This window comes from Rathayibacter sp. AY1B5, assembly GCF_002932795.1.
Classification (GTDB): Bacteria; Actinomycetota; Actinomycetes; order Actinomycetales; family Microbacteriaceae; genus Rathayibacter.
The window spans coordinates 1-13950 of sequence record NZ_PSWM01000021.1 but is presented as its reverse complement, the minus strand read 5'-3'; the positions used below and the strand labels follow the sequence as shown (position 1 = coordinate 13950).

The window sequence follows — 13950 nt, the reverse complement described above, 5'->3', positions numbered from 1 at the left end:
ATAAGAAAGCCCTGGTCATGACCGATTTCTCTGTGCTCGACCGTACTCTCGACATCGTCGTCATCAGCGGTGGCATCAGTCACGAGCGCGACGTCTCCCTGCGGTCCGGCCGCCGCGTCGCGGACCGTCTCTCCGCCATGGGCCACCGCGTCTCCCTGCACGAACCGGACGCCGGGCTCCTCTCGACGCTCCTGCAGAAGCGTCCCGACGTCGTCTGGCCCGCCGTGCACGGAGCGAGCGGTGAGGACGGAGCGCTCCTCGGGCTCCTCGAGGCCGCGGGCTTCGCCTACGTCGGCTCGCAGACGGACGCGGCGCGCCTGGCATGGTTCAAGCCCACCGCGAAGACGCTCGTCGCCCGCGCCGGCTTCTCGACTCCGCGCTCCGTCACCCTCCCCCGCGAGACCTTCCGCGAGCTCGGAGCCGCCGGAATCCTGGAGCAGGTCGAAGCCCACCTGCCGGGCCCCCTCGTGGTGAAGCCGGCCCAGGGCGGCTCGGCCCAGGGTGTCAGCATCGTGTCGGACTCGTCGCAGCTCCCGCGGGCCATGGTCGAGGCGTACACCTATGGCGACGTCGTGCTCATCGAGCAGCAGATCCAGGGGACCGAGGTCTCCGTCGGCGTTCTCGACCTCGGCGACGGACCATTCGCCCTGCCTCCGGTGGAGATCGCCCCCGTCGCGGGGCAGTACACCTTCGAGGCGCGCTACAACGCGGGGGAGACGCACTTCTACACCCCCGCCCGGATCGCTCCGGAGATCACGGAGGAGGTGTCCCGAGTGGCCGTGGCGATCCACGAACTGCTGGGGCTCCGCCACCTGTCGAGGCTCGACTTCATCATCGACGAGGCCGGACTCCCCTGGTTCTTCGATGCGAACGTCCTGCCCGGAATGACCGAGACGTCGCTCGTTCCCCAGGCCATCGAAGCGTCGGGCCGCTACCTCGGCGACGTCTACTCCACCCTGGCGAAGCTCGCCGCGTCCTGACTCCGCTCCGTTTCACGTGAAACGGTGCTCTTCGACGAGCCTTCTTCGGGTCAGGAAACAGTGACTCCATCATCGAGTCGGCTCTTGCTCGTCGAGTAGCCGCGTCGCGGCGTATCGAGATCCACCGATGGCGCGCTCTCCATCGCAAGCCTGGTCCAGGACACATGCAGCCCCGTGGTCACCCCACCATGACAGCGGCTGACCACTTCGAACCTCCTTGCCCCCGATCAGAAGGAGTGACTGCCTAGTCTTCGACTGGTCTGGCGGAGACTCCCGCTGAGCTGCCGAAGTGATGTCCGCGCGCCGACCGACCGTGCGGGCTTCGAGAGTTCCAGAGAAGGAGCGTTTCACGTGAAACGCTCCTCCAGCTGTTGAGCGCGGCCGTCAGACCATCGCGACTCCTCATGAGAGGGGAGAGCCCAAGGGCGGTTGTGTCCGCTGACGACCTGGTCGTTCTCCAGTGGTGGATCCCACTCCGCGCTTCACCGTTTCACGTGAAACGGCTTTGCTGGCGGCACCTCCGACGCTCGCCACTGATGCCAGTGCGCGCTATGGGCTGTCGATGGGAGGGGTGAGAGAGCGGATCAACCCTGACCGAACACACTGATGCGCCGTGCCGTTCGCCTTCATCTCGGCCACCCGACCGCTCATCGATTCGTTGGGGCCTGTGACACGCCCGTCGCGCACGAGGCAGTGCGGACTGGACCGACATCTCCTGGCTGCGGTGCAGAGCGGGAACCGTTTCACGTGAAACACTCGGGCCGCCGTTCCCCGGCGGTGAAATCTCGCACGTACTCGCCGAGCCTGACCCGGATGCCAGTGAGCGACGAGGCCCGGGCGCAGCCGGCCCTCGTGAGGGCACACGCCGCCTCTTCGACCGACAGAAGAGCGCCCTGAGCAGAGTTCTCCAGAGATCCACCTACCGGATGGCAGACGAACACCGAAGGACATTCCGTAGCGACGTCGTCGCTATCAAGACCTGCATCAGTAGGGCGCTACTGAACTTCGGATTTCTTCTCGAGAGAAACGTGCCAGCGCACAGGGCTTATCGATCACCGAGACACGTTCTCTACGAGACTGCCCACACCACACGGTATCTCGTCGGTCACCTCGCCCTGGTCTCAGTGACGTGGTGAAGAGGGGGCGAGTACCACCCGATCGCGACTATCGCCGAGGCCCCAGCATCGCCGTGTCCTCATCAGCCGCGGTGCACAGGACACTCCGCGGCCCGGCCGACTCCCTACGGAGCGAGCGACACCTCGGTGGGCTCGCCGATCTCGGCGAGGATGCGGTTCAAGTCCTGGATGGTGGCGAAGTCGATGACCATCTGGCCCTTGCGGGCACCCAGAGTGACCTTGACGCGAGTGTTCAGCCGGTCGCCGAGGTGATCCGCGATCGACGAGAGGTGCCCGGAGTGCCCGCCCTGTTCCTCCACCACGGGACGCGCGGCCGTCCGCGGCGCCTTCATCTGCGCGGCCGCAGCCTCGGCAGAGCGGACGGACAGGTCCTCGTGGACGATCTTGTCGGCCAGGCGGCGCATCAGCTCGACGTCGTCGAGCGACAGAACCGCGCGCGCGTGTCCCGCGGTCAGGACGCCGGCAGCGACGCGAGCCTGCACATCGGCCGGCAGGCGCAGGAGACGGAGCGTGTTCGAGATCTGCGGCCGCGAGCGTCCGAGCCGCGTCGCCAGGGCCTCCTGGGTGATCCCGAAGTCGCTGAGGAGCTGCTGGTAGGCCGACGCCTCCTCGAGCGGGTTGAGGTCGGCTCGGTGCAGGTTCTCCAGCAGTGCGTCGCGGAGCATGTTCTCGTCGGCCGTGTCCTTGACGACCGCGGGGATGGTCGTCAGTCCCGCGGCCTTCGATGCGCGGAGACGGCGCTCGCCCATGACGAGCTCGTACCTCGCTCCGCCACGGGCCGTCACGGGCCGGACGACGATCGGCTGCAGCACCCCGAACTCGCGAATGCTGTGGACGAGTTCGGCGAGGTCGTCCTCGTCGAACACCGATCGCGGCTGCGCCGTGTTGGGGGTGATGTCGGCCAGGGGGAGTCGCGCCAGGCGCGCTCCGGGGACCTCGAGCAGCTCCTCGGCGCGTGCCGAATCGCCGACCTGATCAGGGAAGAAGACGTCGACGGGCCGGGAGCGCGACTCGTCGCTGGTCGGGATGAGCGAGCCGATCCCCCGGCCGAGTCCCGTGCGCTTGGTCGCCATCAGCGTGCCTCTCCTTCATGTGCCGTCTCGGGTGTCCTGCGGGCTCCGCGCCGCGCGAGCTCCGCGGCGGCCTCCAGATACGCCAGCGAACCGGACGACTGCGGGTCGTAGCTGATCACGCTCTGCCCGTAGCTCGGCGCCTCCGAGATCCTCACGTTGCGCGGGATCACCGCGCGCAGCACCTCCTTCGGGAAGTGCTCCCGGACATCCGCTGCCACCTGCTGCGAGAGGTTCGTGCGGCCGTCGTACATGGTCAGCAGGATCGTCGAGACACCGAGGTTCGGGTTGAGGTGCCGCTCGATCAAGTCGATGTTCTTGAGCAGCTGGCTGAGCCCCTCGAGCGCGTAGTACTCGCACTGGATCGGGATGAGCACCTCGCGAGCCGCGACGAAAGCGTTGATCGTCAGCAGACCGAGCGACGGCGGACAGTCGATGAAGACGTAGTCGAACGGCTCGTCCATGGTGTCGAGCATGCGGTCGAGCGCACGGCGGAGCCGCTGCTCCCGCGCGACGAGCGAGACCAGCTCGATCTCGGCGCCGGCCAGGTGGATGGTCGCCGGCACACCGTAGAGAGACGAGAACTCCGGGCTCTTCTGCACCACGTCCGCGAGGGGAGTGTCGTTGACGATCACGTCGTACACGCTGGCCGTCTCGGCACGGTGCTCGATGCCCAAGGCCGTCGACGCGTTGCCCTGCGGATCGAGATCGATGACGAGCACCTTCGCCTCGCCGCGGGCGAGCCCGGCGGCAAGATTGACGGTCGTCGTCGTCTTGCCGACGCCGCCCTTCTGGTTCGAGATCGTGATGACCCGGGTCGACTCGGGCTTCGGCAGCGGCTGAGCGTTCAGCAGTGCGCGCCGGCGGGTCATGTCCGCGATCTCCCGAGCCAGGGGAGTCGAGGAGTCGAAGCCTCCGGTCATACCGGCGGAATCGGGTTGTTTCACGTGAAACCTTCGCTCAGCGAGTGGGACGGACAGCAGCACCGAGGAGTCGACGGACGAGGAGTCGGAGGCTCACTGCGGCGTCGTGGCGATCAACCCACTGTAGCCCGGACGACCCTCGTCACCTCGGAGAGCACGCCGTCGCCCAGCAGGACGACCTCGGGCGGGGAGAGCCGGAAGCGACGGATCTGCTGGGCCGCCGCCTCGATCTCCTTCTCGGCGTTGACGCCCTTCAGCAGCACCAGCTCGCCTCCGCGACGCAGCAGCGGCGCGGTCAGCGGGATCAGCTTCGAGAGAGCGCTGACCGCCCGGGCGGTCACCTGGTCCAAAGGCTCCGCGAGCTGCGCCTCCTCGGCGCGCGCACGAAGAACTGAGACATTCTCGAGTCCGAGTGCGTCGACCTGCTCATGGAGCCAGACGACGCGACGCTCCATCGGCTCGATGAGCACGAACCGGACGTCCGGCCGCACGATGGCCAGGACGAGCCCGGGAAGGCCCGCGCCACTGCCGATGTCACCCACGAGTCCCGGACGCAGGAGAGGGGCCACCAGGGCGCTGTTGAGCACGTGCCGCGTCCAGAGCCGGGGGAGCTCCAGCGGCCCGATCAGGCCGCGCTCCTCGCCCTGGGCGGCCAGAGCCTCGGTGAAGCGCCGCAGGAGCGGCAGTCGGTCGCCGGCGATCGCCGCAGCGGCTGCGGGCTCGGGCTCGAGGGTCGACTCCACTCCGCTCAGCCGCGGGTGATGACGGTGTGGCGCTCGCGCGCCTCACCGCGGGACTCCGACACGAAGCCGCGCTCGCCCACCATGTCATGGACCAGCTTGCGCTCGTACGACGACATGGGCGGGAGCGAGGCCGACGTGGCGCCGTCCTCGATCCGCTCGATCGCGCGGTCGACCAGCTGGGCCAGCTCCGCCTCGCGGGCGTCGCGGGAGCCGCCGATGTCGAGGATGAGGCGGGAGAAAGCGCCCGTCTTCGTCTGGACGGCCAGGCGCGTGAGCTCCTGCAGCGCCTGGACGGCGTCGGGGCGGGAGAGCACCCGGAGGTTGGTGTCACCCGAGGCGGTGACCGAGAGGTAGGCGCGGCCGTTGCGGACCTCGATGTCGATGTCGCCGTCGAGGTCGCAGATGTCGAGGAACTCCTCGATGTAGTCGGCGGCCACGTCGCCCTCGTCCTCGAGCTGCGAGAGCGTGGACTCGGGCGCCTCGTCGGCGGTTGACGCGTCGGCGTCCACAGCTGCGGACGCGTCGTCGGTGAGGGTCTGCATCGGATCGGTCATGACGGCTCTACTTCTTTCCGGCTTGCTTCTTGGAGCGGTTCCTGCTCACGGGCTGCGTGCGCTGCACGGCCTTCTTCTCGACGAGGGTGACGTCGCCGGCGGCCGTGGTCTCCTCGACCAGCTTGCCCTTGCGGCGCAGACGCTCCTCGCGGGCCTTGGCGGCCTCGCTGCCCGGGGTGGGCATGTTCCGGATGACGATGAACTGCTGGATCATCGTCCAGATGTTCGAGGTCAGCCAGTAGAACATCACTCCGAGGGGGAAGGCGAAGCCCGAGAAGGCGAAGACGAGAGGGAGGATGTAGAGCAGGATCCGCTGCTGCTTGAACGTCGGCGAGGCCTTCGCCTCGGGCGACATGTTCTTCGAGACGATCTGCAGCTGGGTGATGAACTGCGACGCCGTCATGAGGACGACCATGATCACCGCGATGATGATGACCGGCTCCTGGCCGCCCTCGGCGAGTGCGCCCTGGATCGACTGGTGCAGCGGTGCGACGCCGAAGAGGTTCGCCTCGCCGAACTGGCGGGCGAGCGTCTCGTCGAGCGGTCCGACGCCCTTCTGGCTGTGCTGCGCCGCGTTCAGCACCGAGAACAGGCTGAAGAAGATCGGCATCTGGATCAGCAGGGGCAGGCAGGAGGCGAGCGGGTTGGTGCCCGTCTTCTTGTAGAGCTCCATGGTCTCGCGGGACATCGCCTCGCGGGACAGCTGATCGCGCTTGCCCTTGTACTTGTCCTGGATCTTCTTGAGCTGGGGTGCGACCTCGAGCATCCGGCGCTGGCTCTTGATCTGCTTGACGAAGATCGGGATGAGCGCGGCGCGGATGACGATGACCAGGCCGACGATCGAGAGGACCCAGGTGATTCCTGCGGCCGCCTCCATGCCGGTGAAGGTCAGCAGCTGGTGGAAGGCGACGAGGAGCAGCTCGACCACCCACTTGAGGGGCCAGAGGATCGTGCCGAGGAGGTCCATGGAGTGGGGTCAGTCCTTTCGAGGGCCCACGACGAACCCGGCTCGCGTCACGGCGAAGCGGGTCCGGCCGGAAGCCGGTCGGTGCAGGGGGATCGAGGTCGGGACGTCGTCGATGCCGCCGGCCGCCCACGGGTGGCAGCGGAGCAGACGGCGGGCCGCGAGGACGGAGCCGAGGACGAGCCCGTGGAGCTGGACCGCCTGGAGCGCGTACGCGGAGCACGAGGGGTAGTAACGGCAGACGTCCCCGTAGAGAGGGGACACGACCGCCCGGTAGACGATCAGGAGCAGGACGCCGATGTTCCTCGGCAGCAGGAGGATCGCCCACCCGAGCCGGACGAGCGGCGCCTCGCGGCGGGGGAGTACGGCGGTCACGAGGACGCCCCGCTCTTCCGCGCGGCTCGCGCCATCGCGGACCACACCTCGGAGCGCAGCTCGGACCAGGGCGCGTCGGCGCTGCCGGGCAGCGCGCGGACGACGACCTCGGTGCCGGGGTCGATCTCGGGGACGAGCTCGAACGCCACGGCCTTGAGCCGACGGCGGACGGTGTTGCGCGTCACCGCGGTGCCGACCGTCTTCGCGACGATGAACCCGAACCGCGCCGGACCGCCCGCGGAGGACCGGCGGACATACGTGACGGTGTGCGGTCCTGTGGACCGCACACCGCGACGGACGACTGTCCGGTACTCGCCTCCGTGGACGATGCGATTGGCTTTGGCCAGCACCGCTGGTCGGTACCGCTCGCTGCTAGGCGGAGAGCTCGGTGCGCCCCTTGGCGCGGCGCGCGCTGAGGATGCCGCGGCCGGCACGGGTGCGCATGCGCAGACGGAAGCCGTGCACCTTGGCGCGACGACGGTTGTTCGGCTGGAAGGTTCGCTTGCTCATAATCAGATCTCCACGTACGTGTTCCGCGGCGCGAACCGGCACCACCCGCTCGGGCGGAGACTCGGATCCTCCGGGAAGAAGGGGTGCCCGGCTGCGGAATCCGCTCGGCCTGCGAGGGCCGCACGGACGACACCGGGCAGGCGTCAACTGATTTAAACTACGGCCTGTTCCGCCACCGGTCAAATGTGGACGGCGCGAAACCTCGATCATGCACACGGGGCACGGGGTTCCGCGCATTGACACGCGGGTGTCGCTGTGGTGGATTTGTCTCCCGTCGGCTCCGTTCGTTACGGTGTTGAGCCGCAGTTATCCACAGGTGGGATCCGCGTCCTCCCGCGCCCGCACAGGCATCGCTCGAGGCCGGTGGACAACCCTGTGGAGAGAGCGGCACTCGAGACCCCGGCTCCGCGCCCGGTCCGCGACGCCCCTGCAGCGGGCGGCGACGGGTCCGGCGGAGGCGGCGATCCCGCAGCGACTTCACAGCGACAGCACCCAGGACCGGAGACAGATGGCAGACGACACGTCGATGGTCGACGCGTGGAACGTGATCCTCGGCGCACTGTCCCAGGACGAGCGGATCACCGCTCCCCTCTACGGGTTCGTCTCGCTCGTGGAGCCCAAGGGCATCATGGCGGGCACCTTCTACCTGGAGGTCCCGAACGAGTTCACCCGCGGGATGCTCGAGCAGCGCGTGCGCGTGCCCCTGCTCAGCGCGATCGGGACCCTCGACGACTCCTTCGGCGTCACCACGTTCGCCTTCGTGGTGAACCCCGACATCGAGCACGAGCCCCTCAGCTCCCCGTCGTCGCAGGAGTCGGTGAACCCGTTCGAGCCGATCACCGCCTCCTCGGCGACGGTCGCGCCGACCCGCGGGGTCGAGGAGCTGCGCACCGTGCCGGCGACCGACACCCGGCTGAACCCGAAGTACAGCTTCGACAACTTCGTCATCGGAGGCTCCAACCGGTTCGCGCACGCCGCGGCCGTCGCCGTCGCCGAGGCTCCCGCGAAGGCCTACAACCCGCTCTTCGTCTACGGCGACTCCGGGCTCGGGAAGACGCACCTCCTCCACGCCATCGGCCACTACGCGATGAGCCTCTACCCGGGGATCCGCGTGCGCTACGTCTCGAGCGAGGAGTTCACGAACGATTTCATCAACTCGATCGCGAACAACCGGGGCAACGCCTTCCACGGCCGCTACCGCAACGTCGACATCCTCCTGATCGACGACATCCAGTTCCTGCAGGGGAAGGCGGAGACGCAGGAGGCGTTCTTCCACACCTTCAACCAGCTGCACGACCACAACAAGCAGGTCGTGATCACGTCCGATCTGCCGCCGAAGGCCCTGACGGGCTTCGAGGACCGGATGCGCTCGCGCTTCGAGTGGGGCCTCATCACCGATGTGCAGGCTCCCGACCTCGAGACCCGCATCGCGATCCTCCGCAAGAAGGCGGTCAGCGAGAAGCTGCTCGTGCCCGACGACATCCTCGAGTTCATGGCGTCGAAGGTGTCGAGCAACATCCGCGAGCTCGAGGGGACGCTCATCCGCGTCACCGCGTTCGCGAGCCTGAACCGGACACCCGTCGACATGTCGCTCGTGCAGACCGTGCTGAAGGACCTGATCACGCTCGACGAGGACAACGTCATCTCGCCGGTCGACATCATCAACCACACCGCGGACTACTTCAAGCTCACGGTCGACGACCTCTACGGCTCGTCTCGCTCGCAGGCCGTCGCCACCGCGCGCCAGATCGCCATGTACCTGTGCCGTGAGCTGACGAACCTCTCTCTGCCCAAGATCGGCCAGCTGTTCGGCAACCGCGACCACACCACCGTCATGTACGCGAACAAGAAGATCTCGGAGCTCATGAAGGAGCGCCGCAGCATCTACAACCAGGTCACCGAGCTGACCACCCGCATCAAGACGAACCGCTAGCCGGCGGTCGGACGGCCCCCGGTACCGCCCGTCGGGAGGTGGTGCGCCCCGGGGCCGATCGACGTCCGTGCCCGCTGGTCGGCGGTCGCCGCATCCCTCCTCGCCTGAGGGGAGGCGACGGTGGTCGCGCCGCGAGGAGCAGGACGCACTGAACGGTGTCGGCGCGCGTCGAGATCGGAGAGACCGTCCTGTCGGAGGGTCCCGGTACGCCGCGCTGCGGCGCCTCGACCAGCACGGAGTGGCGCTCACGGCGACTGATGGAGCAGCGCGGGGGAGAGGGAGCGGCCGTCGTCTTCTGCGCCGCTCGGACGGCGGGGGCCGCGTTCGACGGCCTCCGTCGTGACCGGAGACGTCGTCCGCTGACTCCCTCGACCTGTCGAGCGCGCCTCGGACACGCCGCCTCGCGCGCCTCCGAAGGCCGATTTCCACAGTGTGAGGAACCTGTGGATAACTGTGGACAACCGCCTCGGGACTGTGCGCCGGGAGGGCCCGCCTGTGGAGGGCGACCGGTCGGCCCGGATCGCTCCACAGGGCGTCCACGGGCGCGCTCACACTCCCTCCACAGGGACGGGTCCCTCCGATCCCACCCAGGAGTAGGGGTCTCGAACGTTTTCCACAGTTTCCACACGTGTTAACACTGTTAACGCAGTTCTCTCTTTAATGAAGCCTCGACCGGCAACCTCTCCACAGCGGCTCGGCAGTGCTCGGCGGTCCACCCCCCTTCCGAGCTCGCCGAGCCCGGCGGGTACGATGGGCGACGGTCTTCGTCCGCGACTCGTCAGGGGTGTACTCGTGAGGTTCCAAGCCAACCGCGATGTCTTCAGCGAGGCGGTGTCCTTCGCGGTCAAGCTGCTTCCGCAGCGCACGACCCTGCCGATCCTCTCCGGAGTCCTCATCGAGGCGACCGCCGAGGGTCTGACGCTGTCCTCCTTCGACTACGAGGTGTCCGCGCAGACGCAGATCGCCGCCGACGTGGAGGAGACGGGGACTGTGCTCGTCTCCGGCCGTCTGCTCGCCGACATCGCGAACCGCCTCCCCAACGCTCCCGTGCGCATCGCCACGGAGGAGTCGCGCGTCTCGGTCTCGGCCGGCTCGGCGCACTTCACACTCCTGCAGATGCCCGTCGAGGAGTACCCGAGCATCCCCGAGATCGACGCCTCCACCGGCCTCGTCCCGGCCGACGCCTTCGCGGCCGCCGTCTCGCAGGTGGCGGTCGCCGCCTCCCGTGACGACGTGACCCCCGTCATCACCGGCGTGCAGCTCGAGATCACCGAGAACACGATCGGCCTCGTCGCGACGGACCGCTACCGCGTCGCCGTCCGCGAGATCGACTGGGACAACGGGGACAACCCGGCGCCCACTCAGCCGCTCACCGCCCTCGTTCCCGCGCGCACGCTGCAGGAGGTCGGCAAGACCTTCGGCCACTCCGGCACCGTCTCCGTCGCGATCACCAACCGCGACGAGCGCGAGCTGATCGCCTTCACCGCTGACCGCAAGACCGTCACCTCGCTGCTGATCAAGGGCAACTTCCCGCCCGTGAAGCGCCTCTTCCCCGCCTCCGTCGAGAACTACGCGGTCATGTCGACCAGCGACCTCATCGAGGCCACCCGTCGCGTCTCGCTCGTGCTCGAGCGCGAGGCGGCACTCCGCTTCAGCTTCAGCAGCGACGGCCTCACCCTCGAGGCGATCGGCTCGGAGCAGGCGCAGGCGTCCGAGAGCATCGACGCGATCGTGACCGGCGACGACGTGGTCGTCTCCCTCAAGCCGCAGTTCCTGCTCGACGGCCTCGCCGCCGTCCACTCGGAGTTCGTGCGCATCGCGTTCACGAAGACCGAGAACCCCAACAAGCCCGGCCCCGTCCTGATCACCGCGCAGACCTCGCGGGAGCAGCCCGGCAGCGACAGCTACCGCTACCTGCTCCAGCCCAACCTGCTGCTGCGCTGACCACTCCCCGGATCGCAGAGCCGCGATCGCCCCGCTCCCGACGAGCGCTCGCCCGCCGGACAACGAATCCAGGAAGGTTCACCATGCACATCGGACTCGTCGGCCTCGGCAAGATGGGCGACAACATGCGCTCCCGCCTCCGCTCCAAGGGGCTCGAGGTCACCGGCTACGACCGCAATCCCGACGTCTCGGACGCGGCCTCTCTCGACGAGATGATCGCCGCACTCCCCTCGCCCCGCATCGTCTGGGTGATGGTGCCGGCGGGCGAGATCACCGACGCGGTCGTCAAGGACCTGTCGGAGAAGCTCAGCGAGGGCGACCTCGTCATCGACGGCGGCAACTCCCGCTTCACCGAGGACTTCAAGCACGACGCGCTGCTGAAGCCCAAGGGCATCCACTACATCGACGCGGGCGTCTCCGGCGGCGTCTGGGGACTGCAGAACGGCTACGGCCTGATGGTCGGCGGCCCGAAGGAGCTCGTCGAGTACGCCATGCCCGTCTTCGACGCGCTGCGCCCGGAAGGCCCCCGCGAGGAGGGCTTCGTCCACGTCGGCGAGGTCGGCGCCGGCCACTACGCGAAGATGGTCCACAACGGCATCGAGTACGCCCTGATGCAGGCGTTCGCCGAGGGCTACGAGCTGCTCGAGACCCGCAGCGACATCATCAAGGACGTCACCGGCACCTTCAAGGCGTGGCAGCGCGGCACGGTCGTGCGCTCCTGGCTGCTCGAGCTCCTCGTCCGCGCCCTCGAGCAGGACCCGGACTTCAAGAACATCGAGGGCTACGTGCAGGACTCGGGCGAGGGCCGCTGGACCATCGAGGAGGCCATCAACAACGCCGTCCCGGTGCCCACGATCAGCGCCTCGATTTTCGCCCGCTTCGTCTCCCGCCAGGAGGACTCCCCCGCGATGAAGGCCGTCGCAGCGCTCCGCAACCAGTTCGGCGGGCACTCCGTCAAAGCGGTCGACTGAGTCGGCTGGTGAGGACTGCCTCCGGCAGTCCTCACGGCGGTCGGCTTCTGGAGGTGGGCGCGTTCTGCAGAGCCGGTGACGGACGGCGGTCTGCGGCCCGCCGCCCCCGTGAGGCAGGGATGCTCTCACGGGGGCGGCGGGCCTCCGGCCGCCTCCACCTCGCTCCGGACGTCGGGCGGCGGCGGGCCTTCGGCCGCCTTCGCAGGGGAGGACCGGGCGGCGGGCTTTCGGCCGCCTTGGCGGGCAGGGACGGGTGCCGCCGGTCATGGTGATCGAGTAGCGGGGCAGGGGCGTACCGAGATCCGGAGGAAGGCTCAGCCGGCAAGGGGAGAGCGGTCGGCAGGCGCCGAGACGGGCGAGGAGCCCGCGGGGGTGCAGTGAAGGCCCGCGACGACGGGTGGAGGAGAGGAGCGCGACGTGCAGGTGACGCAGCTGGCGCTCAGCGACTTCCGGAACTACGAGTCGGTCGACGTCGAGCTCGTGCCCGGACCGAACCTCTTCGTCGGCCGCAACGGCCAGGGCAAGACCAACCTCGTCGAGTCGCTCGGCTACCTCTCCACTCTGGGCTCGCACCGCGTGTCGAGCGACCAGGCGCTCATCCGCGCCGGCCGGGACAGCGCCGTAGTGCGCGCCCGCCTCCGCAACGGCGAGCGCGACCTGCTGGCGGAGGTGCAGATCAACCGCTCCTCCCCCAACCGCGCGCAGATCAACCGCGGCGGGATCAAGCCGCGCGAGCTCCCGCGCTTCTTCTCCAGCGTCCTGTTCGCCCCGGAGGACCTGCTCCTCATCCGCGGCGACCCGTCGGCCCGCCGCCGCTTCCTCGACCAGCTGGTGATCCTCCGCACCCCGCGGATGAGCGCCGTCCAGGCCGACTACGAGCGGGTGCTGCGCCAGCGCAACTCGCTGCTCAAGTCCGCACGAGCGAGCGGCGTCCGCGACCCCTCCAAGCTCGGGACCCTCGACATCTGGGACGAGCGCCTGATCGCGCTCGGGACCGAGATCATGCAGTCGCGCCTCACCCTGGTGGAGGAGCTGAGCGGACCGGTGCGCGCCGCGTACGAGGCGGTCGCCGGCGCCGACCAGCGTCCGGTGCTCCGCTCCCGCCTGAGCATCGAGGGCGCGGTCGACGACGACGGCGAGCCCGTGGAGCAGTCGGGAGCCGCGTCGCCGTCGGCGGGCGAGGGACTGGCGGAGGCGTTCGCGTCCGCGCTGGCCGGGGTGCGCCGCCGCGAGCTCGACCGGGGCGTCTCCCTCGTCGGCCCGCACCGCGACGACGTCCAGTTCGAGCTGAACGCGCTGCCGGCCAAGGGGTACGCGAGTCACGGCGAGAGCTGGTCCTTCGCGCTGGCGCTGAAGCTGGGCGCCGCGGAGCTGCTCCGGCGCGACTCCCCCATGGGCGATCCCGTGCTGATGCTCGACGACGTCTTCGCCGAGCTGGACGCACGCCGACGCGAGCGCCTCGCCTCGGTGGTCGCCGACTACGAGCAGGTCCTGATCACCGCGGCCGTCTTCGACGACGTCCCGGAGGCGCTGGCCGCGCACATCGTGCGGATCGAGGCCGGCCGGATCGTCGGCACGGGAGCCGCCGCCGAGCCGATCGCGGTGCCGGAGCCGACCGCGTCCGATCCCGCCTCCTCGGATTCCGCGTCCTCCGACTCCCCTTCTCCAGGCCCGGTCTCTTCCGTCGACTCCTCTTCCGTCGACTCCTCTTCCCCGGATCAGGCGTCCCCGGATCAGGCGTCCCTCGATCCCCTTGGAGCGGAGGCGGGAGCGCATGTTGTCGCCCATCTTGCCGAGGCCGACGAGTCCGATGTGCATGGTGAACCTTCCTGGATTCGTTGTCCGGC

The 13950-nt window shown here is 68.8% G+C and carries 12 protein-coding genes and 1 pseudogene; 5 read left to right on the top strand and 8 right to left on the bottom strand.

Features of this window, described 5'->3' with window-relative positions:
• Positions 1-17: 17 nt before the first annotated feature.
• Positions 18-980, top strand: coding sequence for an ATP-grasp domain-containing protein (locus C5D44_RS12960; protein ID WP_104281882.1), 963 nt, complete (start codon positions 18-20; stop codon positions 978-980).
• A gap of 1240 nt (positions 981-2220) precedes the next feature.
• Here C5D44_RS12960 and C5D44_RS12955 read toward each other — a convergent pair.
• From C5D44_RS12955 to rpmH, 8 genes are all read right to left on the bottom strand, one after another.
• Positions 2221-3189 carry a ParB/RepB/Spo0J family partition protein gene (locus C5D44_RS12955; RefSeq protein ID WP_104281881.1) on the bottom strand — a complete coding sequence of 323 codons (969 nt, stop codon included), beginning with the start codon at positions 3187-3189 and terminating at the stop codon, positions 2221-2223.
• Positions 3189-4109: a ParA family protein gene (locus C5D44_RS12950; protein WP_104281880.1), complete on the bottom strand. Its 921-nt coding sequence runs from the start codon at positions 4107-4109 to the stop codon at positions 3189-3191. Before C5D44_RS12950 ends, C5D44_RS12955 begins: the two co-directional genes overlap by 1 nt.
• 113 nt (positions 4110-4222) lie before the next feature.
• Entirely contained in the window at positions 4223-4852 is a 630-nt protein-coding gene (rsmG, locus tag C5D44_RS12945; protein WP_104281879.1) for a 16S rRNA (guanine(527)-N(7))-methyltransferase RsmG, read from the bottom strand.
• A gap of 5 nt (positions 4853-4857) precedes the next feature.
• Positions 4858-5406 (bottom strand): R3H domain-containing nucleic acid-binding protein, encoded by a 549-nt coding sequence (locus C5D44_RS12940; protein ID WP_258067978.1) that lies wholly within the window; start codon positions 5404-5406, stop codon positions 4858-4860.
• Positions 5407-5413: 7 nt separating this feature from the next.
• Positions 5414-6373 (bottom strand): membrane protein insertase YidC, encoded by a 960-nt coding sequence (gene yidC / locus C5D44_RS12935; protein WP_104275481.1) that lies wholly within the window; start codon positions 6371-6373, stop codon positions 5414-5416.
• Between the two features lie 9 nt (positions 6374-6382).
• Positions 6383-6745: a membrane protein insertion efficiency factor YidD gene (gene yidD / locus C5D44_RS12930; RefSeq protein WP_104281878.1), complete on the bottom strand. Its 363-nt coding sequence runs from the start codon at positions 6743-6745 to the stop codon at positions 6383-6385.
• On the bottom strand, positions 6742-7095 hold the full coding sequence (gene rnpA / locus C5D44_RS12925) for a ribonuclease P protein component (RefSeq protein WP_104275482.1): 354 nt from the start codon (positions 7093-7095) through the stop codon (positions 6742-6744). The genes yidD and rnpA overlap by 4 nt, the downstream gene beginning before the upstream one ends.
• A gap of 22 nt (positions 7096-7117) precedes the next feature.
• Positions 7118-7255: a 50S ribosomal protein L34 gene (gene rpmH, locus C5D44_RS12920; protein ID WP_055784512.1), complete on the bottom strand. Its 138-nt coding sequence runs from the start codon at positions 7253-7255 to the stop codon at positions 7118-7120.
• Between the two features lie 208 nt (positions 7256-7463).
• Here rpmH and dnaA point away from each other — a divergent pair, with 208 nt between their 5' ends.
• The 4 genes and pseudogenes from dnaA to recF form a co-directional block, all read left to right on the top strand.
• Positions 7464-9188 (top strand): chromosomal replication initiator protein DnaA, encoded by a 1725-nt coding sequence (gene dnaA, locus C5D44_RS12915; RefSeq protein ID WP_374954078.1) that lies wholly within the window; start codon positions 7464-7466, stop codon positions 9186-9188.
• Between the two features lie 792 nt (positions 9189-9980).
• Positions 9981-11132 carry a DNA polymerase III subunit beta gene (gene dnaN, locus C5D44_RS12910; RefSeq protein WP_104232992.1) on the top strand — a complete coding sequence of 384 codons (1152 nt, stop codon included), beginning with the start codon at positions 9981-9983 and terminating at the stop codon, positions 11130-11132.
• An 83-nt stretch (positions 11133-11215) separates the two neighbouring features.
• Entirely contained in the window at positions 11216-12103 is an 888-nt protein-coding gene (gnd, locus tag C5D44_RS12905; protein WP_104222677.1) for a phosphogluconate dehydrogenase (NAD(+)-dependent, decarboxylating), read from the top strand.
• Positions 12104-12520: 417 nt separating this feature from the next.
• Positions 12521-13681 (top strand): annotated as a pseudogene (recF, locus tag C5D44_RS12900) (DNA replication/repair protein RecF); the annotation flags it as partial.
• Positions 13682-13950 lie beyond the last annotated feature (269 nt).